The sequence below is a fragment of the Streptomyces sp. NBC_00414 genome (genome assembly GCF_036038375.1).
GTDB lineage: Bacteria > Actinomycetota > Actinomycetes > Streptomycetales > Streptomycetaceae > Streptomyces.
Window position 1 is genome coordinate 5301872 of record NZ_CP107935.1, and the last position, 25260, is coordinate 5327131.

The window sequence follows — 25260 nt, forward strand, 5'->3', positions numbered from 1 at the left end:
GCTTTTCAACAGGTTCGGTATCGACGCCGTGCACGCCAGGCGTGCCGGTCGCGTCAGCCGCGTTCCGTGCGGTCCGCTGCCTCTGCCTCGGCCTGCTTGGCCTGGACCTCGGGGTCGAGGTCTTCCTGGCCACTGCCGTCGACCGAGGTCAGACGACCGGTCTCCGGGACCTCGGTGGCGGCCGGCGGTTCGACCAGCCAGTCGGGGTTGGCCTGCTTGTCCCACCACTTCCAGGCGGCGAAGGCGCCACCGGCCAGCAGGCCCAGTACGGCCAGCCTCTTGGCGAGACGGCCGTTCCTGGCGCGCCGCTGGTGCTTGCGGACCAGCTTGTCGATCTCCTTGGCCGAGACCTGGCCGCGCAGCGCTGCCAGCGCCGCCGTGCTCCGGGACGCGGCCTCCTCGCGGACGGGACCGGCCGCGGCCCTGGCCTGCTCGATCCGCGGGCGGGAGTAGTCCGCTGCCTGCTTGGCGGCCTTGCGGGTACGAACGGCTGCCTCGTGCGCGGCCTGGTCGACCTTCGGCGGCACATGCGTACGCGCCTGCTCGATACGTGGTGCGAGATGGGCGTCGTACTGAGTGCGTGCCTGTTCAGCTGCTGTGACGGCGGCGGACGACACCTTGGGCGCGAGCTTTACGCGTGCTTCGTGTGCGTAATGGGTGGCTCGGTCCTTTGTCGTGTCGGCGTAGGGCGCCACCACTTCCGCGGCGTGCCGCACGCTGTCCTTCGCCGACTCGGCCGCCGCGCGCACGCTGTCCTTGCGGGTCACGGGATCCTCCTCCTCGGTGGCGTACATGGGGGCTCGGGGGCCGTCCCCCGGAAAGTCACAGTTCGCCTTTCCACCCTTATCCGGATCATGCCTGCCGGAGCACTGCGGGGCATGCGAGGGCAGGCATCCGGGTCATGAATGGTGACTCCGGGTGTACTTGGTGCAATAACCGATCAATACGGTGCAACGGGAGCTTGTGACGACAATGTCACGGATCCATGGGGCGCGCGCCTGTTTGGTACGAAGCGGCTGAAGGGTCCGCACGGCGGTGACGGAGGACTGGCGGCGCGGTCCGTGCGAGGATCGGAGAGTCACAAAGGACAACGGAAGGCAGATCGTGGCCGAGCAGCTTTACGCCACCCTGAAGACCAACCACGGCGACATCGAAGTGCGGCTCCTGCCGAACCACGCGCCGAAGACGGTCCGGAACTTCGTGGAACTCGCCAAGGGCGAGCGTGAGTGGACCAACCCGGCCACGGGTGTGAAGTCGACGGACAAGCTCTACGACGGCACGGTCTTCCACCGGGTGATCAGCGGCTTCATGATCCAGGGCGGTGACCCGCTGGGCAACGGCACCGGCGGCCCCGGCTACGAGTTCGAGGACGAGTTCCACCCCGACCTCGCCTTCGACAAGCCGTACCTGCTGGCCATGGCGAACGCCGGCCCGGGCACCAACGGCTCGCAGTTCTTCATCACCGTCTCCTCGACGGCGTGGCTGACCCGCAAGCACACCATCTTCGGTGAGGTCACCGAGGGGGCCAGCCAGAAGGTCGTGGACGCCATCGTGTCGCTGGAGACCAACCCGCGCACCGACCGTCCCGTCAACGACGTCGTCATCGAGTCGGTCGTCGTCGAGACCCGCTGAACCGTCGCCCGTCGGCGAGACCGCTCCGGTCCGGTGCCGAGGGGCTCCCGCAGGGAACCAAACGCCCCGCCCGTCCGTAAGGATGAGCGGGGCGGTGCGTTGCGTACCCCGTGCGTACAGAAGGATGAGGGGACCCGATGGATCAGGTGCCAGGCAGCCCGCAGGGGCCGCAGGACGCCCCGAGCCTGCCCACCTGCTACCGGCACCCGGACCGGGAGACCGGCGTCCGCTGCACCCGGTGCGAGCGCCCCATCTGTCCCGAGTGCATGATCAGCGCTTCGGTCGGCTTCCAGTGCCCCGAGTGCGTACGGGAGGGTTCCGGCACCGGGCACGCGCCGGACGCCTCCCGGCCCCGCACCCTCGCGGGCGGCACGATCGCCTCGGACCCCCGGCTCGTCACCAAGATCCTCATCGGGATCAACCTCGCCGTCTTCCTGGTGCAGCTCCGCGTCGGTGACCGCTTCACGGACAGCTTCGACCTGATCGGCCGGGCGTACGTGCCGGTCCTCGGAGATGTCGAGGGTGTCGCCGAGGGCCAGTGGTACCGGATGGTCACGGCGATGTTCCTGCACGGCAGCTATATCCACATCGCTTTCAACATGCTCAGCCTGTGGTGGATCGGCGGTCCCCTGGAGGCGGCGCTCGGCCGAGCCCGTTATCTCGCCCTGTACGGGGCGGCCGGCCTGGCGGGCAGCGCGCTCACGTATCTGATCGCCGAGCCGAACCAGCCCTCGCTCGGCGCCTCCGGAGCGATCTTCGGCCTCTTCGGCGCGACCGCCGTCCTGATGCGGCGGCTCAACTACGACATGCGCCCGGTCATCGCCCTGCTGGTGATCAACCTGATCTTCACCTTCGGGTGGCCCAACATCGCCTGGGAGGCCCACGTCGGCGGTCTCGTCGGCGGTGTCCTCGTCGGTTACGCGATGGTGCACGCACCCCGGGAGCGACGGGCGCTCATCCAGTACGGCGCCTGCGCGCTGGTGCTGCTCGCGGTGGTGGTCATGACACTCGTGAGGACCGGCCAGCTCACCTGAGCGAGGCTGTCGGGCTGCCTGAGCGAGGCAGCGCCGCCCGCTGGGGAAGACCCACAGTGACACCGGCGAAAGTCATCGGAAGTCCACGTTGTCCACAGACCGTGGCGGATCTTGTGCACGCTGTTGGGGAACAAGTGTGCCCCCTGTCGCTGACCTGGGTTTCCCCAGGCAGGACAGGGGGCGAACACGCTTCCGGATCCCGGTAGGTCAGTCACACCGGCGTCAACACGGCGTCACCGTCCGGAGGGTTATCCACAGATCTTCTGACCTTTTCCCCACTGTGGAAATCGCTGTGGATAACTCAGTGGACAGCTTGGGCCAGGGCTTGCGGACAAGGGCTTGTACGTGATCCGTACAAGCCCTCGTCATCCCGGGTGGGAGTTACTTCCACTGCGTGGAAACGCCGAATCCCGCCGCGATGAAGCCGAAGCCGACCACGATGTTCCAGTTGCCCAGTGAGTCGATCGGCAGCGAACCGTCCGTCACGTAGAACACGACGATCCAGGCGAGTCCGATGAGGAACATGGCCAGCATGACCGGGGCGACCCAGGCACGGCTGTTCAGCTTGATGTTGGTCGCCTGCTTCGCCGGAGGCGGCGTGTAGTCGGCCTTCTTGCGGATACGTGACTTCGGCACGAGGGTCTCTCCTGTCGATGCGCTGCGTGGCCGCGCAGGGAACGTGGGCTGCCGGGGCAGCGTACAAGGGGACTCTTAGTGCTCCCCCGGGCGTCCGTTAGCGTAGTGCTTCCGCGGCGCCGAAGGAGATAAGGGTACGTTGAGCAATTCTGCCGACTCTCCCCAGTCGGGTTCCAGCCCAGACCGTATCCGGCGATTCCGGCCGGTGCGGTTGTTGACCATGGCCGTCTTCGCGCTGGCCGGGCTGATCTTCTTCACCAGTTTCGACACGGCCGACGGCACCGACATCCGCACCGACGCCTCGCTGCTGAAGCTCTCCGACCTCATCCAGGAGCGCAGCCACAAGAACGGGCAGCTCGACGAGAGCAACGGATCGCTGCGCGACGACGTCGAGAGCTTCGCCGAGCGGGACAACGGCAGTACCACGGCGGAGGCGGCCAAGCTCGCCGCCCTGGAGAAGCGCGCCGGTACCCAGAAGCTCAAGGGCAAGGCCCTCACCGTCACCCTCGACGACGCGCCTCCGAACGCGACCGCCAAGCTCCCCGGTTATCCCGAGCCGCAGCCCGACTACCTGGTCATCCACCAGCAGGACCTGCAGGCCGTGGTCAACGCCCTGTGGCAGGGCGGAGCCAAGGGCATCAAGGTCATGGACCAGCGGCTGATCTCCACCAGCGCCGTCCGCTGCGTCGGCAACACCCTGATCCTCCAGGGCCGCGTGTACTCACCCCCGTACAAGATCCAGGCGGTCGGTGACCCCGAGAAGCTCCAGAAGTCCCTCTCGGCGTCCGCGGCGATCCAGAACTACATGGTGTACGTGAACGTCTACGGGCTCGGCTGGAAGGTCGAGGAGGACGGGACGACCACGATGCCCGGTTACTCGGGCACGGTGGACCTCCACTACGCGAAGCCCGTGGAGTAGCGGACCCGGAGCCGAATTCCCAGGAGTTCCCAAGAGCCTGTGGAGCGCGGGCCGTTGGGGTAGAAGGCTGTGGAGTACGGGAACAGCTGCCGCTGGGGGACCTTGTGTCGGTGCGAGTGGTCGTCAGGACGTTCAGCGAGCTGTGCATCACGGTCGGCACCGTGATCGTGCTCTTCGTGGTCTACGTGCTGTTCTGGACGGGCGTGAAGGCCGACACCGCGATGGACGACCAGATCGAGCAGCTCCGGAACCAGTGGGCGAGGAATTCTGCGACGGCCGAGCCCGGCGGATCCACGGCCACGGAGAGCCCGGGCGCGGCACCGGCACCGGCGAAACCCGCCGCGTACGAGGACGGCAGGCCCTTTGCCGTCATGTACATCCCGCGGCTTGGTCTCACGTGGAACAAGCCCGTGCTCGAAGGCACGAGGACCAAGACCCTCAAGAAGGGTCTGGGCCACTACGCGAGCACCGCGCGGCTCGGTGAGCGGGGCAACTTCGCCGTCGCCGGCCATCGCCGGACGTACGGGGACCCGTTCAAGGACTTCCCGCGGCTGCGCCCCGGGGACCCGGTGGTGCTGACCGACGGCACGTCCTGGTTCACGTACCGCATCGACACGAAGCCCTACAGGACGCTGCCCAGTGACACAGCAGTCATCGACCCCGTACCGAGGAAGTCCGGGTACACGCGAGCGGGCCGTTATCTGACGCTGACCACGTGCGACCCCGAATGGGGCCACAGTCACCGGTTGATCGTCTGGGCCCACCTTGACGAAACCCAGCCCGTGGAGGCTGGGAAACCGGAGGCTCTGCGCCGTTAGTCTGGGTGGGTACGGCGTGAGTCTGGTGCCGTGGTGCGACGGAAGGGACGGCATGTACGGCTTTATCTGGCGGCTTCTGCCGGGGAACACGTGGATCAAGGCACTGCTCTCGATCGTGCTGGTCCTCGCGGCGGTCTACGTGCTCTTCCAGTACGTCTTCCCGTGGGCCGAACCGCTGCTCCCCTTCAACGATGTGACGGTGGACAACCAGTGACCGCGCGGATCCTCGTCGTCGACAACTACGACAGCTTCGTCTACAACCTGGTCCAGTACCTCTACCAGCTCGGCGCCGAGTGCGAGGTGCTGCGCAACGACGAGGTGGCGATGGCACACGCGCAGGACGGGTTCGACGGAGTGCTGCTGTCGCCGGGACCGGGCACTCCCGAGGAGGCCGGGGTCTGCGTCGACATGGTGCGCCACTGCGCCGCGACCGGGGTCCCCGTCTTCGGGGTCTGCCTGGGGATGCAGTCGATGCAGGTGGCGTACGGCGGCGTGGTGGATCGCGCGCCCGAGCTGCTGCACGGCAAGACCTCGCTCGTCGAGCACGGGGGCCGGGGCGTGTTCGCCGGGCTGCCGTCGCCCTTCACCGCCACGCGCTACCACTCGCTGGCCGCCGAGCCGGGGACCGTGCCGGCCGACCTGGAGGTCACGGCCCGTACCCACGACGGGATCATCATGGGTCTCAGACATCGCGAACTCCCGGTCGAGGGAGTGCAGTTCCACCCCGAGTCCGTGCTGACCGAGCACGGTCACCGCATGCTGGCCAACTGGCTGGCCGAGTGCGGCGACCAGGGAGCCGTGGCCAGGTCGGTGGGGCTCGCCCCGGTGGTGGGCAGGGTCACGGCGTGACCGCCCTGCGCCCCGAGCGCGACAGTGCCGCCCCGTACGGCGACGAGGCCGCGTACGGGGGCGCTGCGGCGTTCGAGGCGCCGGGCGCCGGCGGTGCGATGCGGGCCGCCGTCGACGGGCTGGCCGACCCGCTCAGCGACCCCCTGCCCGGGGCCGGACGGCAGCCGGCGGCGCCGGAGCAGGGATGGTACGACCCGCAGACGTACGCACCGGAGTGGAGCGTCGGGCAGAACGCCTCGACGTACGCGGAGCAGGCGGGCCGTGGACAGGCGGAGCCCTCGCACGGCTACTCCGCACCGGCCGCACCGCAGCAGCCGTACGCGGTGCCCCAGCCGCAGCAGCCCTACGCGCAGCCCCAGCGCTCGCAGCAGCCCTACGCCCAGGCGGGGCCCGCCCAGGCTGGGCCCCAGTCGGCGTACACCGGGGCCCAGCAGTCGTACGGGCAACCGCAGGCGGCGTACACCGGATACCAAGAGGTTCGGCCGCCGTACCCGGAGGCGCCACAGGCCCCGTACGCGCAGGCGCCCGCGACGGCGCGGATGCCGTACGCGGCTTCTCCGGACGCCGACGAGACGGTCGCGTTGCGCGTCGCCGACGTCACCGAGTCCATAGCCGGCTCTCCGACGCCCTCAGCGCCCTCTGTGGGCCCCGTGGCGGCTCCGGGGCCCTCGGATACCCCGGGAGGCCGCGCGGCCCGGCGTAAGGCCTCCAGGCGCCACGGGCGGCACGGCGGGCCCGACACCGGCGGCGGGCACGAGGAGCAGGCGGCCGGCGACGCGGCCGGCGCACCCACCTCGCGCGCGGCGGCGCGGCGCGCGGCGAAGGCGCGCAAGCCCGGGGCGGCCGTGATGGCCAGCCGGGCGATCGGCGAGGTGTTCATCACCACCGGCGTACTGATGCTGCTGTTCGTGACCTACCAGCTGTACTGGACGAACATCCGGGCCCACGCGCAGGCCGACAGCGAGGCGAGCAGCCTCCAGAACGACTGGGCGAGCGGCAAGGGTGCTCCGGGCACGTTCGAGCCGGGCCAGGGCTTCGCCCTGCTGCACATCCCGAAGCTCGACGTGGTGGTGCCGATAGCGGAGGGCACCGACAAGAAGCGGGTCCTGGACCGCGGCATGGTCGGCCACTACGCCGAAGAAGGCGTGAAGACCGCGATGCCGGACGCCAAGAAGGGCAACTTCGGGCTCGCGGGTCACCGCAACACTCACGGCGAACCGTTCCGTTACATCAACCGTCTCAAGCCGGGCGACCCGATCGTCGTGGAGACGCAGGACAAGTACTTCGTCTACAAGATGGCCTCGATCCTGCCGGTGACCTCGCCGAGCAACACGTCGGTCCTGGACGCGATCCCCAAGGGGTCGACCTTCAAGTCGGCGGGCCGCTACATCACTCTCACCACCTGCACCCCGGAATTCACCAGTAAGTACCGGATGATCGTCTGGGGCACGATGGTCGAGGAACGTGCGCGCGACAAGGGCAAACCGGACGCGCTCGTCGGCTGAGCACACGGGCGGGCGACCTTCCTGAACGACTTCCTGAACAGATTCCTGAACAGATTCCTGAACACATTCCTGAACAACTTTTCGTACAGCTTCCTGAACAGTTTTCTGAGACACCAGCTGAGACACCAGACGGGGAACACGCAGTGGCAGCGACGACCGACCACGAAGAACACACGGACGCGCCGGCGTCCTCGCCCGCGCCGCGGCGGCGCGGCGGGATCGCGGCGGCCGTCAGCTTCTTCGGTGAACTCCTCATCACGGCAGGACTGATCCTCGGCCTGTTCGTCGCCTACTCGCTGTGGTGGACGAACGTGATCGCGGACCGCGAGGCCCACAAGCAGGGCGACAAGGTGCGCGACCACTGGGCCGAGGACCGCGGTCCGGTCGGCCTGGACACCAAGGACGGCATCGGCTTCCTGCACGTCCCGGTGATGAAGAACGGCGAGGTGCTGGTCAAGAAGGGCACCTCCACGAAGCTGCTCAACAACGGCATCGCCGGTTACTACACGAACCCCGTCAAGTCCGCGCTCCCGCAGGACAAGAAGGGCAACTTCTCGCTGGCCGCACACCGCGACGGCCACGGGGCGAAGTTCCACAACATCGACAAGCTCAAGAAGGGCGACGCGATCGTCTTCGAGACCAAGGACGACTGGTACGTCTACAAGGTCTACGCGACCCTCCCGGAGACGTCGAAGTTCAACGTCAACGTCCTCGGTGCCGTCCCCAAGGAGTCGGGCAGGGCGAAGGCGGGCCGCTACATCACGCTGACGACCTGCACGCCGGTCTACACGTCCCGCTACCGGTACGTGGTCTGGGGCGAGCTGGACCGCGTGGAGAAGGTGGACGACGAGCGGACGCCCCCGGCGGAACTGCGCTGACGTCTTCGTACGACGAAGCCCCCGACGACCTCTCCGTACGACGAAGCCCCCGGTGACGTCTTTGTACGACGAAGCCCCGGCACCCTGAGAGGGTGCCGGGGCTTCGTCGTACGGTCAGGCGGTTGCCGGGCGTCAGCCCGAGCCGCCTCCCAGGAAGCCGCCTCCGTTGCCGCCGTTGTTCCCACCGGCGTCGACCGTGACGAGGTTGACCTTGTCACCGGCCTTCACCTCGTTGCCCTGCCCCGGGTCGCTGGCGAGGACGATGGCGTTGTCGTCCTGTGAGCCCTGGATGTTGCCGACCTGGAGCTGGCTCTGCGCGAGGACCTGCTTGGCCTGGCCGAGCGTCATCTGGGTCACCTTCGGCATGGCGAACTTCTGCTCTTCTTCCTTCTTCGCCTTGCCGATCTGGATGGTGACCGTGGACCCCGGGTCGGCCGGCGAGCCCGCCTGCGGCGAGGTCGAGATGACCTTGCCGACCAGGTTGTCGTCGTCGGTCTCCACCTCGGTGCAGGTACCCGTCAGGTCGTTCTGCTCCATCTGGGCCTTGGCCTGGTCACAGCTCTGACCGCCGACGTCGGGAACGGTGGACTGTTCCTTCTCCTTGGCGACGGTGAGAGTGATCGTGGAGCCCTTCTCCACCTCTTCGCCCGAGGACGGGTCCTGGTCGAGGACGGTGCCGGGGTCCTCGCTGGACTCCTTGCTCTCCGTCTTGACCTCGAACTCGTACTTCTCGCCCTCAAGCTTCTTGGTCGCCGTGTCCACCGGGTCGTCGATGACATTGGGAACCGCCACCTTCGGCGCCCCCGTCGACACGGTCAGCGTGATCGTGTCGCCCTTCTTGACCTCGGTCTTCGCGGCCGGGTTCTGGTCGCAGACGCTGCCCTTGACCGTGTTCTCGCACGGCTTCCTGTTGATCGTGAGTTCGAGCTCGCGGTTGGCCGCCTGCTGTTTGGCGTCGGCCTCGGTCCGGTTCACGAAGTTGGGCGCGCCGAACGTGTCGTTCCCGCCGCCGCCGTCCCCGGTGAACGCCCACTTGCCGATGAGGATCGCGCCGATCAGCACGAGCACACCGGCGACGACCAGGAGGATCGTCGAGGTGTTGCTCTTCTTCTGCTGGCGGCGCCGGCCGGCCCGGTCGTCGTAGCCGAAGGCCCCGTCGTCCGGGTTCTGCGGCGGCAGCATCGTGGTGTGCTGGCCGTCCGAGGAGCGCAGGGCGGTGGTCGGCTGGTCGTCCGGGTAGCCGCCGTAGCCGACCGAGCCCATGGCGGCGGTGGCCGCGACCGGCTGGCCGTCGAGGCAGGCCTCGATGTCGAGGCGCATCTCGTCGGCGGACTGGTACCGGTAGTCCGGGTCCTTGGTCAGCGCCTTCAGGACGATCGCGTCCATCTCGGGCGTGATCTCGGGGTCGAAGACGCTCGGTGCCTGCGGTTCCTCGCGCACGTGCTGGTACGCGACCGCCACCGGGGAGTCCCCGATGAACGGCGGACGCACCGTCAGGAGCTCGTACAGCAGACAGCCCGCCGAGTACAGGTCGGAGCGGGCGTCGACCGGCTCGCCCTTGGCCTGCTCGGGCGAGAGGTACTGCGCCGTCCCTATGACCGCGGCGGTCTGCGTCATCGTCATGCCGGAGTCGCCCATGGCGCGGGCGATGCCGAAGTCCATGACCTTGACCTGGCCGTTGCGCGTCAGCATGACGTTCGCGGGCTTGATGTCGCGGTGGACGATGCCGGCGCGGTGCGAGTACTCGAGGGCCTGGAGGATGCCGATGGTCATCTCCAGGGTGCGCTCGGGCAGCAGCTTGCGCCCGGAGTGCAGCAGCTCGCGCAGCGTGGACCCGTCGACGTACTCCATCACGATGTACGGGATGGAGATGCCCTCGATGTAGTCCTCACCCGTGTCGTACACGGCGACGATCGCGGGATGGTTGAGCGAGGCGGCCGACTGGGCCTCCCGGCGGAACCGGGCCTGGAACGACGGGTCGCGCGCGAGGTCCGCTCGCAGCGTCTTCACCGCCACCGTGCGGCCGAGCCGGGTGTCATGGGCGAGGTGTACCTCCGCCATGCCACCACGGCCGAGCACGTGGCCCAGCTCGTACCGGCCGCCGAGGCGACGCGGCTCTTCCATAGCTACCTACCAGCCTTTTCCGACGGTCCTGACCACACCACGTGTGGTCCGGCGGTGTGCTGTCCGGGCATACCGTACCCGGACCGCCTTGACTGACCTGGCCACAACCGTCACCCGATGCAGGACCGGTATCGCAACGTGCACCGATGTGAAGGAGACGTGAGCGGGGTCACTTCTTGCTGTCGATGACTGCCTTCATCACGTCCCTCGCGATCGGAGCGGCGAGACCACCGCCGGAGATGTCGTCACGGTTGGCGCTCTCGTCCTCGACGACCACGGCGACGGCGACCGGAGAGCTGCCGTCGTCGAGCTTCGCGTACGAGATGAACCAGGCGTACGGGTTCTCGCTGTTCTCGACACCGCGCTGGGCGGTACCGGTCTTGCCGCCGACCGTGACGCCGCTCTCGTTGATCTGGGCGTTGGTGCCGGTGCCCTTCTCGACGACCGTCTCCATCATCGACTGAAGGATCTGGGCGTTCTTCTCGGACAGCGGCTCGCTCATCTTCTCGGGGTCGGTCTGCTCGATGACGTCGAGGCCCGGCGCCTGGAGCTTGTCGACCATGTAGGGCTTCATGAGCGTGCCGTCGTTGGCGACGGCCGAGGCGACCATGGCCATCTGCAGCGGAGTCGTGGCGGTCTCGAACTGGCCGATCGAGCTGAGCGCGGTCTGCGGCCGGTCCATCTTCTCGGGGAAGTTGGAGGCGCTGGAGCGGATCGGCACGAACTGCTCCTCGTTGAAGCCGAACTTCTTGGCCGTCTCCAGCATGTCCTCCTTGCCGACGTCGACGCCCAGCTTGCCGAAGACGGTGTTGCAGGAGACGCGCAGCGCCTCGCGCAGCGTCGCGTTCTTGCAGGGGATGTTCCCCTCGTTCTTCAGCTCGGTGGTGCTGTCCGGCAGGGTGTACGGCAGCGGCGAGTCGGTCTTCTCGTCGGCGCTGTCGACGATGCCGTGCTCCAGCGCCGCCGCGGCCGTGACGACCTTGAAGGTCGACCCGGGCGGGTAGATCTCGCGCAGCACGCGGTTCTGCATCGGGTCGTCGGGGTTGTTCTTCTTCTGCAGCTTGGTCCAGGCGCTGCCGTCGACCTTGGTGGAGTTCCCGGCGAACGTCGAGGGGTCGTACGAGGGAGTGGAGGCCAGCGCCAGGATCGCGCCGGTCTCCGGGTCGATCGCGGCGACGGCGCCCTTGCCCTGCTTCAGCAGACCCTTGTACGCGGCCTTCTGTGCGGCGGCGCTGAGCGTGGTGATGACATTGCCGCCCTCCTGCTTCTTGCCGGTGATCATGTCGAGCGTGCGGCGGAAGAAGAGCCGGTCGTCGTTGCCGGTGAGGATGCCGTCCTCGATGCTCTCCAGCTGCGTGGCACCGAAGGCCTGCGAGGCGTAGCCCGTGACGGGGGCCCACATCGCGCCGTCCTTGTAGGTGCGCTTGTACTCGAAGTCGTTGAAGTCGTCGCCGCTCGTCTTGGTGGAACCGGTGATCGGGTCGCCGTCGACGATGATGTTGCCGCGCGGTGTGGCGTAGCGCGCGATGGCGACGCGGCGGTTCTTCGTGTCGTCCTTCAGCGAGTCCGCCTGGACGTACTGGATCCAGTTGTCGCGGATGAGCAGGGCGAGCACGAGGAGCCCGCAGAAGATCGCGATCCGGCGCAGGGGCTTGTTCACGGTCGGACCACCTGGGTCATCTCGGCGTCGGGGTTGGGCGCGGGGGCCGGCGCTGGCCGGCGGGCGGTGTCGCTGATGCGGATCAGGATGCCGACGAGTGCCCAGTTGGCGATGACGGAGGAACCTCCGTACGCCAGGAACGGCATCGTCATACCGGTAAGCGGGATCAGGCCCATGACGCCGCCGGCGACCACGAAGACCTGGAGGGCGAAGGCGCCCGAAAGACCGATGGCGAGCAGCTTGCCGAAGGGGTCGCGGGCGGCGAGGGCGGTGCGTACGCCGCGCTCCACGATCAGGCCGTACATCAGCAGGATCGCCATCACGCCGGCCAGGCCCAGCTCCTCGCCGAAGGTGGCGAGGATGAAGTCGGAGTTGGCGGCGAAGCCGATGAGGTCGGAGTTGCCCTGGCCGAGCCCGGTGCCGAGGGTGCCGCCGGACCCGAAGGCCCACAGGGCCTGCATGGACTGCTCGGTGTGGCCGATGACGCCCTGCTGGCTGAGCTCGTACTCGCGCATCGGGTCGAGCCAGGCCTGGACGCGCTGCTGGACGTGCGACTCGAAGGAGGCCACGCCGACGGCACCGGCCGCGGACATCAGCATGCCGAACACGATCCAGCTGGTCCGCTCGGTGGCGACGTACAGCATGATCACGAACATGCCGAAGAAGAGCAGCGAGGTACCGAGGTCGGTCTCGAAGACCAGGATCAGGATGGAGATGATCCAGACGACGATGATCGGGCCCAGGTCGCGTCCGCGCGGCAGGTAGATGCCCATGAAGCGGCGGCTGGCCAGGGCGAGCGCGTCGCGCTTCACCATGAGGTAGCCGGCGAAGAAGATCGCGAGGACGATCTTCGCGAACTCGCCCGGCTGGATGGTGAATCCGGCGATCGAGATCCAGATCCTGGCGCCGAAGACGTTCAGGCCGAGGCCCGGGACCAGGGGCAGGAGCAGCAGGATCAGCGCGCCGACCATGGAGATGTAGGTGTAGCGCTGCAGGACGCGGTGGTCCTTGAGGAAGACCAGCACGACCACGAAGAGGGCCACGCCCAGCGCGGAGTACAGCAGTTGGCGGGGGGCCGCCTCGACGAACGTGCTTGCGGCCTGCAGCCGCTTGGACTGGTCCAGGCGCCAGATGACGACCAGACCGATGCCGTTCAGCAGCGTCGCCAGCGGCAGCAGCAGCGGGTCCGCGTACGGCGCGAACTTCCGTACGACGATATGGCCGACGCCGGCGAGCAGGCCGAGGCCGAGCCCGTAGCTCAGCAGGCCCGGCGGCACCGAGTCGTTGATCGCCAGTCCGACGTTGGCGTAGGCGAACACCGGGATGGCCACCGCGAACACCAGGAGCGCGAGCTCGGTGTTACGTCGGCTCGGTGTGCCGATCGAGCCGATCGTGGACGTGTGGTGCGTCGACGTGTTGGAAGTACTGCTCATCGTGTGACAGGGCCCCTCACGGCTGCTTACTGCTTACCGCACAGCGAGACCAGCTTCTGCTCCTCGTCGGAGAGGCTGGGGCCGGGTGTGGGAGTGGGTGCGGTCGTGGACTTGGACGGGTCGGGCGACGGCGACTTGTCTCCCGTGGGGGGCGCCGTCGGCGTCGGTGTGGCCTTGGACGCGGCGGAGGTCCGTGTGGTTCCCGTGACCCCGCCGGCCTCGCCCTCGCCGGTCTTCGCGTTCTGCTCGCTCTCGGCCTTGCGGCGCTCGGCGTCCTTCTTGCACGCGGACGCCTGCGTCTTCAGCTCGTCGATCTTCGACCGGGCGTCGCTCAGACCGCCCTCGGCGATCGTCGCCTCGACCTGCTTCTGCTGGTACGGCGGCAGGTACTTGAGTTCGATCTCGGGGTGGTCCTTCTCCACCTTCGAGAGCGAGACCCAGGCGAGGTCCTGGCTGATGCCGCGGTACAGCGCGACGTGCTTGTCGTTGGCGCCCACGTAGTACTGCGTCTGCGTCCAGCGGTAGCCGCCGTACAGCCCGCCGCCGATGACGCCGAGCGCGAGCACGATGTAGAAGGATCTCTTCAGCCACTTCCGGCCGGAGCGCGGCTTGACGAAGTCCTCGTCGGAGTAGTCGCCGAACCCTCCGGTGGGTACGTAACCGGTGGCGTCGCCGCTGCCGGGCGGACCGAACTCGCCGCCGCCCTGTCCGGGCACCTGACGGCCGAGGCTGGAGGCGCGGCCCGCGGGCGTCTGCATGGCGCCGTTGTCGTGCTGCTGGAGCTGGTTCTCGGCGACCGCGCCCACGACGACCGGGGTGTCGGAGAGCTGCCCGGCGAGGGTGTCCCCGCCGTCGATGTCGAGGACGTCGGCCACGATGACGGTGATGTTGTCGGGGCCGCCGCCGCGCAGCGCGAGCTCGATGAGCTGCTGCACGGTCTCCTGGGGACCCTGGTAGCTGGCGAGGGTGTCCTCCATCGTCTGATGGGAGACGACGCCCGAGAGTCCGTCGGAGCAGATCAGGTAGCGGTCGCCGGCGCGGACCTCACGGATGGAGAGATCGGGCTCGACGTGGTCGCCGCTGCCCAGCGCGCGCATGAGGAGGGACCTCTGCGGGTGGGTGGTCGCCTCCTCCTCCGTGATGCGTCCCTCGTCGACGAGGCGCTGCACCCACGTGTGGTCCTGCGTGATCTGCGTGAGCACGCCGTCCCGCAGCAGGTAGGCGCGCGAGTCGCCGACGTGCACGAGGCCGAGCCGCTGACCGGTCCACAGGAGGGCGGTGAGGGTGGTCCCCATGCCTTCGAGCTGGGGGTCCTCCTCGACCATCATCCGCAGCTGGTCGTTGGCGCGCTGCACGGCCGTGCCCAGCGAGGTGAGGATGTCGGAGCCGGGCACGTCGTCGTCGAGCGCGACGATCGTGGAGATCACCTCGGACGAGGCGACCTCACCGGCGGCCTGGCCGCCCATCCCGTCCGCGATCGCCAGCAGCCGCGGCCCGGCGTAACCGGAATCCTCGTTGCCCTCTCGGATCATGCCCTTGTGCGATCCGGCGGCGAAGCGCAGTGACAGACTCATGCGCACCTCGCCCGTCGGCTCCGGGTACATCCGCACGGTGCCCACCCTCCGGTCGGGAGCGCGCCGGGGTCCGTCGTGGGGACCGCCGCTGCTCGCTCGCTCCGCTCGCGCTCATTCATGACGTGGCACTACTTCCGAAGCTCGATGACGGTCTTGCCGATGCGGATCGGCGCGCCCAGCGGAACCGGCGTGGGAGTCGTCAATCGGGTCCGGTCGAGATACGTGCCGTTGGTGGACCCGAGATCCTCGACGATCCACTGGCCGTCACGGTCCGGGTAGATCCTGGCATGCCTGCTGGATGCGTAGTCGTCGTCCAGCACGATGGTGCTGTCGTGTGCGCGTCCCAGCGTGATGGTCTGCCCCTGAAGGGCAACCGTCGTGCCCGTGAGGATGCCCTCGGAGACGACCAGCTTGGTGGGAGCGCCGCGGCGCTGACGGCCGCCGCTGGGCGCCGCCTGCTGCTGACGCTGTGGTGGTGGCGCGGTCTGGCGCGCGGCCTGCTGCGGCCTCTGCGCTTCCCGCCGCGACCCGCGCTGTGTGACACGCGTTCCGAACAGGTCGCTGCGGATGACCTGCACGGCCACGATCACGAACAGCCACAGTACGGCCAGGAAACCCAGCCGCATGACCGTGAGGGTCAGCTCTGACATTGCCCCCGCTTCACCCTTCGGCTTGCCGGTAAATGATGGTGGTGCTGCCCACGACGATCCGCGAGCCGTCGCGGAGCGTAGCGCGGGTGGTGTGCTGCCCGTCCACCACGATGCCGTTGGTGGACCCGAGATCCTGGATCGTCGAGGGCGTTCCGGTCCGGATCTCACAGTGCCGGCGCGAGACGCCGGGGTCGTCGATCCGCACGTCGGCTTCGGTGCTGCGGCCGAGCACCAGCGTCGGGCGGGAGATCTGATGGCGGGTGCCGTTGACCTCGACCCAGTGCCGTGTCCGTCCGCCCGGCTGCGGGGCCGCGGCGGGCCGCTGGCCCGCGGGTGCGGCTCCCGGGCGCCCGCCGGGCGGCGGGGCGGCAGGCATGGGAGGAGCGGCCGCGGGCGGATAGCCGTAGCCACCTGCCTGGCCTGCTGCCGGACCGCCTGCCTGGCCGCGGGCGCCCGCCGGGGGCGGGCCCGCGGGGGCGCGCTCGGGAGCGGCCTGCTGGTTGGTGGAGGAGGCCAGCGTGCGACTGCGGACCCGGTACAGACCGGTGTCGAGGTCGTCCGCCTTCTCCAGGTGGACCTTGATGGTGCCCATGAACGTGTAGCGCTGCTGCTTGGCGTAGTCGCGCACCATGCCGGCCAGCTCGTCGCCGAGCTGGCCCGAGTAGGGGCTGAGACGCTCGAAGTCCGGCGTGCTCAGCTCCACGATGAAGTCGTTGGGGACCACGGTCCGGTCGCGGTTCCAGATGGTGGCGTTGTTGTCGCACTCGCGCTGGAGCGCGCCTGCGATCTCCACCGGCTGGACCTCGGACTTGAACACCTTGGCGAAGGTGCCGTTGACCAGACCTTCGAGGCGTTGCTCGAACTTCTTCAGGACTCCCATGGGGCACCTCCTCCTTCGTCGTCGCCCTGGTACTGCTTACTGATCGTATCCACGCGCCGGGAAATCGGCTGGTTCCCCCTGTCGGCCCGGTCGACAGATGTCGACGCCCTTGAGAAGTCCCCTCCCGAAGTTCCCTCCGAAGCTCCTCTTCGAACTCCCCCGCGGCAGTCCGTATGGAGAGGATCGTAGAGGTGGCTTCACCACAGTGTCCCGCACCGGACAGCGGACCCCGGCCCCCTGAAGGGGAGATGGCCGGGACCGGTACGAGGTTGATACGTGAACCGGTTCCGCTTGGTACGTGGAAGCTGGGGGCGGTGGGATCCGGGACGCCACGGGAGGCGGTCGCGCCGGTGACGGCGGGGTGGCGCGGAGGCCGTTCGCCGTGCCGCTTCCCTCCTGCTGCCCCTCGGAAACGGATGTGAATCCACCCCGACCACCGTGCTAATCTTCTGCATGTCGGAAGGCGCTCACCCACCAGGTGGGACACGGAAGACACACCCAATGCGCGGGTGGCGGAATAGGCAGACGCGCTGGATTCAGGTTCCAGTGCCCGAAAGGGCGTGGGGGTTCAACTCCCCCCTCGCGCACCAGTGGAGACGGGTCTCCGCCAGGACGAAAGTCCGGGCGGGGGCCCGTCTCTCGTTGTCACCCCACCGGACAGCGACATGGCAGGGCCCCGACGGTGAGGTATCTCACGGTCGGGGCCTTGTGTGGTTTGTGGGGTGGTTGGGCTTTGGGTGGGGCTGGTCGGGCCCGGCCGGGGGCATGGGGTGGCCGTCGGCGGGCTCAGTAGGTAAAGGCAGCGGCCGGCGTCCGGGGGCTCTGCCTGGGAGGGTCCGAGAGGCAGTTCGACGGGCTGGACCGGAGAAACGAATCAGCTGGTCAGCGCATTGCCTCTTGATCGCTCAAGCCGGTGAACCATCTCATCAGCCAGAAACATGATCGCTGCGGCGGAGTTCTTCCGGTCGAAATAGATTCTCCGCCGGAAGGAATGCGTTCATGGTCAAGCTTTTACGGTCCGGGCTCCTCGCAGCTGTCGCTGCCGCGTGTGCTCTCGTGCTGGCGAGTTCCTCGGTCGCGCAGGCCGGAGCCGTCGGGTCGACCCCGGTGCGGACCTTCGAGTACAGCGTCGGCGGCATGACCATGAAGGTCCCGACCGGCTGCCTGTTCACACACATCATCCGTGGTGGTGGGAAGAGGATCACCTACCAGAACGCCGGCGTCGACTGCGCCTTCGTCGCCGCGCTCGGCAGTGGGTTCTGCAACTGGCGGATCGACTTCACGTACGCCAACACCAACAACAAGACCTACCGCACGTCCCGAGGGCGGACGCACCCTGAGTGCAAGATCGATCCGATGCGGAACAACTCTCCTCGGACGTTGCCTCGTTATGGAAAGGCGTGCGCGCATCTCTATGTCACCGGGGTGCGGCGAGTGAGTCAGTGTCATCACATTACGAAGTGAGCTGTTCATGATCGATCAGCAGCAGGGGCGGGAGCCGTCGGAGAAGGTGCGAAGGCGCTCGGCCGGGGTGGCCGCGTTCGTGGCGGGCCTCGTGGCGACGTTGGCCTTCTTCGCCTTCTTCCCCGGGCTTCCGCATGTCATCGACTGGGGGGCGATCGTTGTCTCCGTCCTGGTGGGGGCGCTCGCCCGATGGGGCTGCGAGTACTGGACGGGGAGGGGCGGCCGAGAAGGCGGGTGAGGTCGGGCATCGGGATGCGGGCCTGCACCTGTTTGTGAGGTAGCTCACGGCCGGGGTCGCGCGGGAGAGGCGCCGGTGGCGGCCGGGGATCGGCGGTCGGCTCCGTGCCGTGTGGCCCGGGCGGGCGGGGCGGCCTAGGGTGCCGATCCGGACTACGTGGTGGGAGTGGGGCTCTGTGAAGGTGATCCTCTTCGGGGCGACCGGGATGGTCGGACGCGGAGTTCTGCGGGAGTGTCTTCGGGACGCGGCGGTCGAGAGCGTGCTCGTGGTCGGCCGTACGACGGTGGGCGTCACGCATCCCAAGCTGAGCGAGGTCGTACGGTCCGACCTCACCGATCTCGGCGGACTGGAGAAGGAACTCTCCGGATACGACGCCTGCTTCTTCTGCCTCGGCGTCTCGTCGGCGGGCATGAAGGAGGCCGCGTACCGCAAGGTCACGTACGACCTCACGCTCGCGGTGGCGGGCTCACTGGCCGCGTCGAGTCCGGGGCTGACCTTCTGTTACGTGTCGGGGCAGGGGACCGACAGCTCCGCGCGCGGGCGGCTGATGTGGGCGCGGGTCAAGGGGGAGACCGAGAACGCGCTGCTCGCGCTGGACGGCGTGGACGCGTACATGTTCCGGCCGGGACTCATCCAGCCGCTGCACGGGATCACGTCCAAGACGCGGGCCTACCGGGTGATCTACGCGACGACCGGGCGTCTGCTGCCCCTCCTGCGGAAACTGGCGCCCAACCGGATCACCACGACGGAGCAGGTCGGTCTGGCGATGATCGCGGTGGCTCGGGGCGAGTCCGAGGACCGGGTGCTGGAGACCGAGGGGATCAACCGGCTCGCGGGGGTGTGAAACTCTCGGGGGTGTGAACGGGGTGGTTCCGCCCCGAGGGGGCTCAAGAAGGCCCCGGGAGTCGTGCGGGCGTGACGCGCGCCCCGCCCGTGGTGGCCCGGCCGGGCCGGGGCGCGCGTCCGTTCGGTGAGGCGTCAGGCCGCGGCCTTCGTGCCGAGCTGCTCGGCGAGGGTCCGCCCCCTGGTGGCCGCTTCCTCCAGGGCCTTGGCGCGGGACGCCTCGAAGAGCGGGACCAGCTCGGCCAGCGCCGGCATGTGCGGGGCCATCGTGAGCTCCGGGACGATGAATTCGAGGTCCAGGCCGAGCATGTCCTTGAAGACGGCCTCCAGGTAGTTCTGTACGTACTCGTAGCCCTCGCGGGGCGTGCCCGGCCCGTAGGCGCCGCCGCGGCTGGCCACGACGGTGACCGGCGTGCCCTTGGCGGACTGGGTGTCGCCCGCGGTGCGGCCGACGACGATCACGTTGTCCAGCCATGCCTTCAGGGTCGACGGGATCGAGAAGTTGTACATGGGAGCGCCGATCAGGATGGCGTCCGCCTGCTCCAGCTCCTCGATGAACTCCAGGCGCCCGGCGAAGGCCGCGGCCTGCTCCGGGGTGTGCTCCGACGGGTCGGCGAACGCGGCGCTGTGGGCGTCCGCGGTGATGTGCGGGACGGGGTGCGCGGAGAGGTCGCGGTAGATCACGGTGCCCTCCGGGTGCTGCTCCTCCCAGGCCTTGCGGAAGGCGTCCGTGACGGCGCGGGACGCCGAGGCGGGACCGGGGAGGACGGACGAGTCCACGTGCAGCAGGGTGGCCATGGGTTTCTCCATTGGGGTGTGCGTCGAAGGCGTTCGAAGGGGGCGCTTCGAAGAGAGCGCTGTTGACGTGGGCGGGCCGGGTCAGGGCCCGCCCACGGCTTTGCTTTTTCGTTCGTAACTATGAATAACACAGGAGCTTACTTTTTTTCATCCCCGTACGGGAGGGCAAGTACCCTGAGGGCATGGCGGTCCAGGAAAACCACGACGCTGCGTCGTGCAGGCGGGTCGACGACGGCATCACCCGTGTCTTCCAGGTGCTCGGAAAGCGCTGGACGGGCCCGATCGTGGCCGTGCTCCTGCCCGCCCCCGTGCACTTCGCGGACCTGCGCCGGGCCATCCCCGGCATCAGCGAGCGCATGCTCTCCGACCGGCTCACGGAACTGGCGGGGGTCGGAATCGTCGTGCGCGAGGTCGACGACGGGCCGCCGCTGCGCGTCTCCTACCGGCTGACGGAGGCCGGGTCCGCGCTGGAGCCCGCGCTCTCGGAACTGGGCGCGTGGGCGGAGAAGTACCTGTTGGAGGACGGGCGTTGCGCGGAGCGGTTCCGGAAATAGCGGAGCTGCTCGGGACCTGGTTCGGACTTGGTCCGAGACCTGGTTCGGGATCTGCTCGGGGACTTGGTCCGGGATCTGATCCGGTGCTTGGCGCAGGGCCCGTTGTCACCGTTGAGCTGGGGTGTTTTCCACAGCTGTGGAGTTGTCCACAGGGGCTCACACGAATCGGCGCCCGGCGGTACGGTCGTCACGAGTTGATGTTCGTGCGCGGGGGAGGCGGTTCGAGTGAGCGAGACCGGTGGAGCAGTGGCCGGAGCGGCGAGGATTCCGGCGGTGCGCGGGTTCGCGCGGTGGCCGGCGGAGGAGTCGGCCAAGAAAGAGGGCAAGGCCCTCAGGGCCCGCGTCCCGCGCGGCGCCCACGCGTCGCTCGACACGAACGGCGACCGCCCGGACGCGGTGACGGCCGTCGAGGAGTCCGGCCGGGGCCGTATCCCCGAGCTCACACCGATACGGGTGGGCAGGATGGCGGCCACACCGTTCGCCTTCCTGCGCGGTTCGGCCGGCCTCATGGCGTACGACCTGGCGCGCACGCCCGTGACGGGCATAAGCGCCCAGATCTGCGGTGACGCGCACGCGGGCAACTTCGGCCTGTACGGGGACGCGCGCGGCGGCCTCGTCATCGACCTGAACGACTTCGACGAAACGGTGCAGGGACCGTGGGAGTGGGACCTCAAGCGCCTGGCGACCTCGCTGGTGCTCGCCGCGCGTGAGGCGGGAGCGGACGAGGACACCTGCCGCAAGGCCGCGCACTTCGCGGCGGGCTCCTACCGGCGCACGATGCGGCTGCTCGCCAAGCTCCCGGCTCTGGACGCGTGGAACGCCATCGCGGACGAGGCCTTGGTCTCGCACGCCGACGCACACGACCTGCTCGGCACCTTGGAGCGGGTCTCGGAGAAGGCGCGGTCCAACACCAGCGGGCGGTTCGCGGCGAAGTCGACGGAGACCGTCGAGGGCGGCGGACGCCACTTCGTCGACGCCCCGCCGGTGCTGCGCCGCGTCCCGGACGGCGAGGCCGCCGCGGTGGCGCTGGGGCTGGAGGAGTACCTGGGCACGCTCTCCCCGGACCGGCTCCCGCTCCTCGCGCAGTACGCGGTGCACGACGTCGCCTTCCGCGTGGTCGGCACCGGCAGCGTGGGCACCCGCTCGTACGTGGTGCTGCTGCTGGACCACGTGGACGAGCCGCTCGTCCTTCAGGTGAAGGAGGCTCGTGCGTCCGTCCTGGTGCCTCATCTGGAGACGGCCGGCCTCCCGGTGCCGGAGACCGAGCACGAGGGTCGCCGGGTCGTCCTCGGCCAGAAGCGCATGCAGGTCGTCAGCGACAACCTTCTCGGTTGGACCACTGTCGACGGACGCCCCTTCCAGGTGCGGCAGTTCCGCAACCGCAAGGGAAGCGTCGACCCCGCGGCACTGGCCGCGGACCAGATAGACGACTACGCGCGGATGACGGGTGCGCTGCTGGCGCGGGCCCACGCCCACAGCGCGAATCCGCGGCTGGTCTCGGGGTACTGCGGCAAGAACGAGGAACTGGACGAGGCGATAGCCGGCTTCTCGATGGCGTACGCGGACCGGACCGAGGCCGACCACGCGGAGCTGGTGGCGGCCGTGCGGTCGGGGCGGATCGTGGGGGAGCTGGGGGTCTGACGGGTCCCGTGCCGCCCTTGCCCCGGATGGGCAAGGGTCCCGTGCCCCCCTTGCCCCGAATAGGCAAGGGGCTCGGGTCGCGCTTGCCCCGGGCGGGCCCCGGTTGCTGGTGGAGGCGTGGCCTAGGCTGGGCGGGTGACGACCCCGGAAGCTGAGCAGTCCCCGTCCGAGCCGCCGTCCGAGCCCTCCGCGGAGCCGGTCGCCGGTGATTCGCGTGCCGGTGAGGCCGGTTCGGCCGGTACGGAGGAGGCGCACGTCCGAGAGGCGAGCGCCGATGAGGCGAGTGCCGAAGAGACGAGTGCCGAAGAGGCGCTTGCTGGTGAGGCGGGTGTCGAGGAGGTCGCGGCCTCGGAGCCGTCCGGCGAAGCGGGTGTCGGGGCGCCTGTGGGCGGGGGTGCCGGTGACGATGGCGCCGAATCGGGTGTGGGTGCGGTCGGAGGCGAGCAGTCTGCTGCGGACCAGCCCGTTGCCGACCAGGCCGTGGGTGGTGCCGATGCCGGGAGCGGTGAGGGTGAGCGGCCCGAGGCGCGGCTGGAGCGGGCCGTGCGGGCGGCCGAGCAGGCGTTGATCGAGTTCGAGATCGCGGTGGAGACGTTCCGGGTCGAGGTGGAGAACTTCTCCCGGCTGCACCACCAGCGCCTCGGCCCGATGTACGCGCGGCTCGACGAGCTGGAGGCGGAGATCGCCGAGGCGCGGGCCGCGAGCACCGGTGACCCGGAGGATGTGCGCAAGGCGAAGGAGGCCCGGGCCAGGGTCATGCCGATGCCGGGTATCGAGGAGCTGTTCCACGACTGGCTCGACTCGGACGGACTGTCCCCGGAGGCCTCGGCCATGCTGACCGATCAGCCGGTGCGCCCGCCGCAGCGGGTGCGGCCGAGCGACGAGGCCCGCAAGCTCTACCGGGAGCTCGTCCGCAAGGCGCACCCCGACCTGGCGCAGGACGACGCGGAGCGCGCGCGGCGCGACGAGTTCATCGCCCGCGTCAACGCGGCCTACGGCCGTGGGGACGAGGCCCTGCTCCGGGAGCTGTCGCAGGAGTGGGCCGCCGGTCCCGTGCCGGAGGAGTGGCGGCCGAGCCGCAGCGAGGAGCTCTACGCCCGTCTTGAGTGGCTCGCCCAGCGCAAGGAGCTGCTCGCGTTCGTGGCGCGCGACCTGGAGGAGAGCGCGATCGGCGGGATGCTCAAGATCGCTCCGGACGACCCCGACCGGCTCCTGGAGGAGATCGCCGAACAGCTGCTGGCGCAGGTGAGCGAGCGGGAAGCGGAGCTGGCGGGCCTGCTCGGCGACGGTGCCTGATCGCTCGGCTGAGGTTCAGCACTGCTGGAGCGCTTGAGCCCTCGGTTGCGCGGTGACGGGTGCTCGGCCTCCGCGGTGACGGATGCCTGGCCGTCTGCGGGCCGGTGAGGGCTGGGCGTGCAGTTCCCCGCGCCCCCGAAAGGCGGGGCTGATCGCCCGGTGGCGGTCGGGTAGCGTCGGGGCCATGAGTTTCGGAGCTGGTGTGCCCACGGTCGAGGTCGGGGATCTCGCGGACGGAGACTTCCTGCTGGACGTCCGGGAGGACGACGAGTGGCAGGCGGGTCACGCCGAAGGGGCACTGCACATCCCCATCAGTGAATTCGTGGCCCGCTACGGCGAGTTGACCGAGGCGGCCCCGCAGGACGGCAAGGTCAACGTGATCTGCCGCTCCGGTGGCCGGTCGGCGCAGGTCGCCATGTACCTGAACCAGCAGGGCGTCGACGCGGTGAACGTCGCCGGCGGCATGCAGGTCTGGGCGGCCAAGGGCCGCCCCGTGGTGAACACGGAGGGCCAGCCGGGGTTCGTGCTCTAGCGGACGGCGGAAGCGGGCTTGCGGGCTCACCCCAGTGGGTGGGCCGCCAGCAGGTCGCCCAGCGCCTCCTCGTGTGCCGCCGCCGGGCCGAGCGAGAGCTCCAGGTGCTTGGCCCAGGCGTGGTACCGGTGCAGCGAGTAGTCGGTGTCCGCGCCGAAGCCCCCGTGCAGATGCTGAGCGGTCTGCACGACACGGCGTACGCCCTCGGAGGCCCAGACCTTGGCGACGGCCACGTCACCGGACGCGGGCAGCGCTCCGCCCGCCCCCGTGCTGATCCGCCACGCGGCCTGCCAGAGGGTCGCCTCCATCGCGCGCAGATCGATGTAGCGGTCGGCGGCCTGCACGGCCACGGCCTGGAACGTGGCGACCGGGAAGCCGAACTGCTCCCGCTTGCCGGTGTATTCGCTCGTCATGCCGAGTACGCGCTCGCCCAGACCGAGCGCCAGCGCGCACGTTCCGGTGGTGAGCAGGTTCCGCAGCCACTCCCAGGCACCGTCGGCGTCGATGACGTCACGGGCGGGGATCCGTACGGAGTCCAGGCGGAGTTCGCCGAGAAGTTCGCCCGTCGTGGAGATCTGCTCGGCGAGGACCGCGCCCTGGTGGCCGCGGGGCACCAGGGCGAGCACGGAGCGGCCCGAGCCGGTGCTCAGCGCGGGTACGAGGACGAAGTCGGCGTTCCGCGCCCAGGGGACGGCCGTCTGCAGCCCGTCCAGTACCCACGCGTCGTCCTCCTGCCGCGCGGTCACGGCGAGTTCGGCGCCGTCGTGTCCGGTGCGTCCGTTCGCGGCGACCGTCAGCACCGACTCGCCCCGGCCGGTCCGTGCGAGCAGATCGGCCTTCAACTCCTCGCCACCGTAGGCCTGTACGGTCACGGCGGCCGCCGTGCTCTCCAGCAGCGGGACCCTGGCGAGTACCTTCGCCGACTCCCGCAGCACCAGGCACAGGGCGACGGTGTCGAGGCCGGCGCCGCCGTGGCGCGCGTCGAGCAGCAGGCTCAGCAGGTCCGCGTCGGCGAGCCGGGCCCACAGGACGCGGTCGAAGTCGTCCGCGACGGCCCCCGCGGTGAGCGCGGGACTCGGTACGCCGTCCGGCGCGACCCCCGCGAAGACCGCCTTCGCCGCCTCCACGGCCGCCTGCTGTTCCTCGGTGAAGGTGAAGTCCACGGTCGCGTCCTCCCGGTAGATCTGTCGGGTCGGTCGATCTGTCGAGTCGGTCTGGCGGAGCGTCAAGATAGAACAGGTTCTACAAGAAGGGAACGGTGGCGACCCGGCCGCTGTCCGTGCACCGCGGGACGTCCGGGAT

General features: G+C 69.2%; 25 protein-coding genes and 1 tRNA gene. 16 read left to right on the top strand and 10 right to left on the bottom strand.

Annotated features, from left to right (window positions below; translation table 11 throughout):
* Window positions 1-53: 53 nt before the first annotated feature.
* Window positions 54-767: a DUF5324 family protein gene (locus OHS59_RS22965; protein WP_328495281.1), complete on the bottom strand. Its 714-nt coding sequence runs from the start codon at window positions 765-767 to the stop codon at window positions 54-56.
* A 337-nt stretch (window positions 768-1104) separates the two neighbouring features.
* Here OHS59_RS22965 and OHS59_RS22970 point away from each other — a divergent pair, with 337 nt between their 5' ends.
* Together OHS59_RS22970 and OHS59_RS22975 are read left to right on the top strand one after the other, a co-directional pair.
* Window positions 1105-1632, top strand: coding sequence for a peptidylprolyl isomerase (locus tag OHS59_RS22970; protein ID WP_328495282.1), 528 nt, complete (start codon window positions 1105-1107; stop codon window positions 1630-1632).
* Window positions 1633-1769: 137 nt separating this feature from the next.
* Complete coding sequence (locus OHS59_RS22975) at window positions 1770-2666, top strand: rhomboid family intramembrane serine protease (protein WP_328495283.1); 897 nt, start codon at window positions 1770-1772, stop codon at window positions 2664-2666.
* A 381-nt stretch (window positions 2667-3047) separates the two neighbouring features.
* Here OHS59_RS22975 and crgA read toward each other — a convergent pair whose 3' ends face one another.
* Window positions 3048-3302, bottom strand: coding sequence for a cell division protein CrgA (crgA, locus tag OHS59_RS22980; protein ID WP_055517312.1), 255 nt, complete (start codon window positions 3300-3302; stop codon window positions 3048-3050).
* 139 nt (window positions 3303-3441) lie between these two features.
* On the opposite strand from crgA, the gene OHS59_RS22985 reads away from it, so the two are divergent.
* From OHS59_RS22985 to OHS59_RS23010, 6 genes are all read left to right on the top strand, one after another.
* Window positions 3442-4221: a DUF881 domain-containing protein gene (locus OHS59_RS22985; protein WP_328495284.1), complete on the top strand. Its 780-nt coding sequence runs from the start codon at window positions 3442-3444 to the stop codon at window positions 4219-4221.
* A gap of 104 nt (window positions 4222-4325) precedes the next feature.
* Window positions 4326-5039, top strand: a complete 714-nt coding sequence (locus tag OHS59_RS22990; RefSeq protein ID WP_328495285.1) for a class E sortase — start codon at window positions 4326-4328, stop codon at window positions 5037-5039.
* Between the two features lie 52 nt (window positions 5040-5091).
* Entirely contained in the window at window positions 5092-5253 is a 162-nt protein-coding gene (locus OHS59_RS22995) for a hypothetical protein (protein WP_328495286.1), read from the top strand.
* On the top strand, window positions 5250-5888 hold the full coding sequence (locus OHS59_RS23000) for an aminodeoxychorismate/anthranilate synthase component II (RefSeq protein WP_328495287.1): 639 nt from the start codon (window positions 5250-5252) through the stop codon (window positions 5886-5888). Before OHS59_RS22995 ends, OHS59_RS23000 begins: the two co-directional genes overlap by 4 nt.
* A 98-nt stretch (window positions 5889-5986) precedes the next feature.
* Window positions 5987-7393 carry a class E sortase gene (locus tag OHS59_RS23005; RefSeq protein ID WP_443061643.1) on the top strand — a complete coding sequence of 469 codons (1407 nt, stop codon included), beginning with the start codon at window positions 5987-5989 and terminating at the stop codon, window positions 7391-7393.
* A 143-nt stretch (window positions 7394-7536) separates the two neighbouring features.
* On the top strand, window positions 7537-8271 hold the full coding sequence (locus tag OHS59_RS23010; RefSeq protein ID WP_328495288.1) for a class E sortase: 735 nt from the start codon (window positions 7537-7539) through the stop codon (window positions 8269-8271).
* Between the two features lie 132 nt (window positions 8272-8403).
* Here OHS59_RS23010 and pknB read toward each other — a convergent pair whose 3' ends face one another.
* The 6 genes from pknB to OHS59_RS23040 all read right to left on the bottom strand — a co-directional run bounded on the left by pknB (window position 8404) and on the right by OHS59_RS23040 (window position 16592).
* A complete protein-coding gene (pknB, locus tag OHS59_RS23015; RefSeq protein WP_328495289.1) occupies window positions 8404-10395 on the bottom strand; it encodes a Stk1 family PASTA domain-containing Ser/Thr kinase in 1992 nt (663 codons plus the stop codon).
* Window positions 10396-10564: 169 nt separating this feature from the next.
* The gene (locus OHS59_RS23020; protein WP_328495290.1) at window positions 10565-12055 is read right to left on the bottom strand and encodes a peptidoglycan D,D-transpeptidase FtsI family protein; all 1491 of its coding nucleotides are present in this window, start codon (window positions 12053-12055) and stop codon (window positions 10565-10567) included.
* On the bottom strand, window positions 12052-13488 hold the full coding sequence (locus OHS59_RS23025) for an FtsW/RodA/SpoVE family cell cycle protein (RefSeq protein ID WP_328495291.1): 1437 nt from the start codon (window positions 13486-13488) through the stop codon (window positions 12052-12054). The genes OHS59_RS23020 and OHS59_RS23025 overlap by 4 nt, the downstream gene beginning before the upstream one ends.
* A 26-nt stretch (window positions 13489-13514) precedes the next feature.
* Entirely contained in the window at window positions 13515-15092 is a 1578-nt protein-coding gene (locus tag OHS59_RS23030) for a Stp1/IreP family PP2C-type Ser/Thr phosphatase (protein WP_328499317.1), read from the bottom strand.
* A 98-nt stretch (window positions 15093-15190) separates the two neighbouring features.
* Window positions 15191-15712, bottom strand: a complete 522-nt coding sequence (locus OHS59_RS23035) for an FHA domain-containing protein FhaB/FipA (protein WP_328495292.1) — start codon at window positions 15710-15712, stop codon at window positions 15191-15193.
* Window positions 15713-15722: 10 nt separating this feature from the next.
* Window positions 15723-16592, bottom strand: coding sequence for a DUF3662 and FHA domain-containing protein (locus OHS59_RS23040; RefSeq protein ID WP_328495293.1), 870 nt, complete (start codon window positions 16590-16592; stop codon window positions 15723-15725).
* Between the two features lie 503 nt (window positions 16593-17095).
* Here OHS59_RS23040 and OHS59_RS23045 point away from each other — a divergent pair.
* From OHS59_RS23045 to OHS59_RS23060, 4 genes are all read left to right on the top strand, one after another.
* Window positions 17096-17182, top strand: a tRNA-Leu gene (locus OHS59_RS23045).
* Between the two features lie 409 nt (window positions 17183-17591).
* Complete coding sequence (locus OHS59_RS23050) at window positions 17592-18056, top strand: hypothetical protein (protein WP_328495294.1); 465 nt, start codon at window positions 17592-17594, stop codon at window positions 18054-18056.
* A 7-nt stretch (window positions 18057-18063) separates the two neighbouring features.
* Window positions 18064-18294, top strand: coding sequence for a hypothetical protein (locus OHS59_RS23055; protein ID WP_328495295.1), 231 nt, complete (start codon window positions 18064-18066; stop codon window positions 18292-18294).
* A 175-nt stretch (window positions 18295-18469) separates the two neighbouring features.
* Window positions 18470-19138: an NAD-dependent epimerase/dehydratase family protein gene (locus tag OHS59_RS23060; RefSeq protein WP_328495296.1), complete on the top strand. Its 669-nt coding sequence runs from the start codon at window positions 18470-18472 to the stop codon at window positions 19136-19138.
* A gap of 134 nt (window positions 19139-19272) precedes the next feature.
* On the opposite strand, the gene OHS59_RS23065 is transcribed toward OHS59_RS23060, so the two are convergent.
* The gene (locus tag OHS59_RS23065; protein ID WP_328495297.1) at window positions 19273-19935 is read right to left on the bottom strand and encodes an FMN-dependent NADH-azoreductase; all 663 of its coding nucleotides are present in this window, start codon (window positions 19933-19935) and stop codon (window positions 19273-19275) included.
* A gap of 182 nt (window positions 19936-20117) precedes the next feature.
* On the opposite strand from OHS59_RS23065, the gene OHS59_RS23070 reads away from it, so the two are divergent.
* The 4 genes from OHS59_RS23070 to OHS59_RS23085 all read left to right on the top strand — a co-directional run bounded on the left by OHS59_RS23070 (window position 20118) and on the right by OHS59_RS23085 (window position 23958).
* Window positions 20118-20489: a winged helix-turn-helix transcriptional regulator gene (locus OHS59_RS23070; protein WP_328495298.1), complete on the top strand. Its 372-nt coding sequence runs from the start codon at window positions 20118-20120 to the stop codon at window positions 20487-20489.
* 225 nt (window positions 20490-20714) lie between these two features.
* A complete protein-coding gene (locus tag OHS59_RS23075; RefSeq protein WP_328495299.1) occupies window positions 20715-22130 on the top strand; it encodes a DUF2252 domain-containing protein in 1416 nt (471 codons plus the stop codon).
* Window positions 22131-22514: 384 nt separating this feature from the next.
* Window positions 22515-23426, top strand: coding sequence for a J domain-containing protein (locus tag OHS59_RS23080; RefSeq protein ID WP_443061644.1), 912 nt, complete (start codon window positions 22515-22517; stop codon window positions 23424-23426).
* A 202-nt stretch (window positions 23427-23628) separates the two neighbouring features.
* Window positions 23629-23958: a rhodanese-like domain-containing protein gene (locus tag OHS59_RS23085; RefSeq protein WP_328499319.1), complete on the top strand. Its 330-nt coding sequence runs from the start codon at window positions 23629-23631 to the stop codon at window positions 23956-23958.
* Between the two features lie 26 nt (window positions 23959-23984).
* Here OHS59_RS23085 and OHS59_RS23090 read toward each other — a convergent pair whose 3' ends face one another.
* Window positions 23985-25121 carry an acyl-CoA dehydrogenase family protein gene (locus OHS59_RS23090; RefSeq protein ID WP_328495300.1) on the bottom strand — a complete coding sequence of 379 codons (1137 nt, stop codon included), beginning with the start codon at window positions 25119-25121 and terminating at the stop codon, window positions 23985-23987.
* Window positions 25122-25260 lie beyond the last annotated feature (139 nt).

Bases quoted from the DNA above. Each gene is read 5' to 3' on its own strand.
- OHS59_RS22995 (WP_328495286.1), top strand. From the start codon at position 5,092: ATGTACGGCTTTATCTGGCGGCTTCTGCCGGGGAACACGTGGATCAAG.
- OHS59_RS23025 (WP_328495291.1), bottom strand. From the start codon at position 13,488: ATGAGCAGTACTTCCAACACGTCGACGCACCACACGTCCACGATCGGC.
- OHS59_RS23065 (WP_328495297.1), bottom strand. From the start codon at position 19,935: ATGGCCACCCTGCTGCACGTGGACTCGTCCGTCCTCCCCGGTCCCGCC.
- OHS59_RS23030 (WP_328499317.1), bottom strand. From the start codon at position 15,092: ATGTACCCGGAGCCGACGGGCGAGGTGCGCATGAGTCTGTCACTGCGC.
- OHS59_RS23005 (WP_443061643.1), top strand. From the start codon at position 5,987: ATGCGGGCCGCCGTCGACGGGCTGGCCGACCCGCTCAGCGACCCCCTG.
- pknB (WP_328495289.1), bottom strand. From the start codon at position 10,395: ATGGAAGAGCCGCGTCGCCTCGGCGGCCGGTACGAGCTGGGCCACGTG.
- OHS59_RS23055 (WP_328495295.1), top strand. From the start codon at position 18,064: ATGATCGATCAGCAGCAGGGGCGGGAGCCGTCGGAGAAGGTGCGAAGG.
- OHS59_RS23035 (WP_328495292.1), bottom strand. From the start codon at position 15,712: ATGTCAGAGCTGACCCTCACGGTCATGCGGCTGGGTTTCCTGGCCGTA.
- OHS59_RS23040 (WP_328495293.1), bottom strand. From the start codon at position 16,592: ATGGGAGTCCTGAAGAAGTTCGAGCAACGCCTCGAAGGTCTGGTCAAC.
- OHS59_RS23070 (WP_328495298.1), top strand. From the start codon at position 20,118: ATGGCGGTCCAGGAAAACCACGACGCTGCGTCGTGCAGGCGGGTCGAC.
- OHS59_RS23050 (WP_328495294.1), top strand. From the start codon at position 17,592: ATGGTCAAGCTTTTACGGTCCGGGCTCCTCGCAGCTGTCGCTGCCGCG.
- OHS59_RS22975 (WP_328495283.1), top strand. From the start codon at position 1,770: ATGGATCAGGTGCCAGGCAGCCCGCAGGGGCCGCAGGACGCCCCGAGC.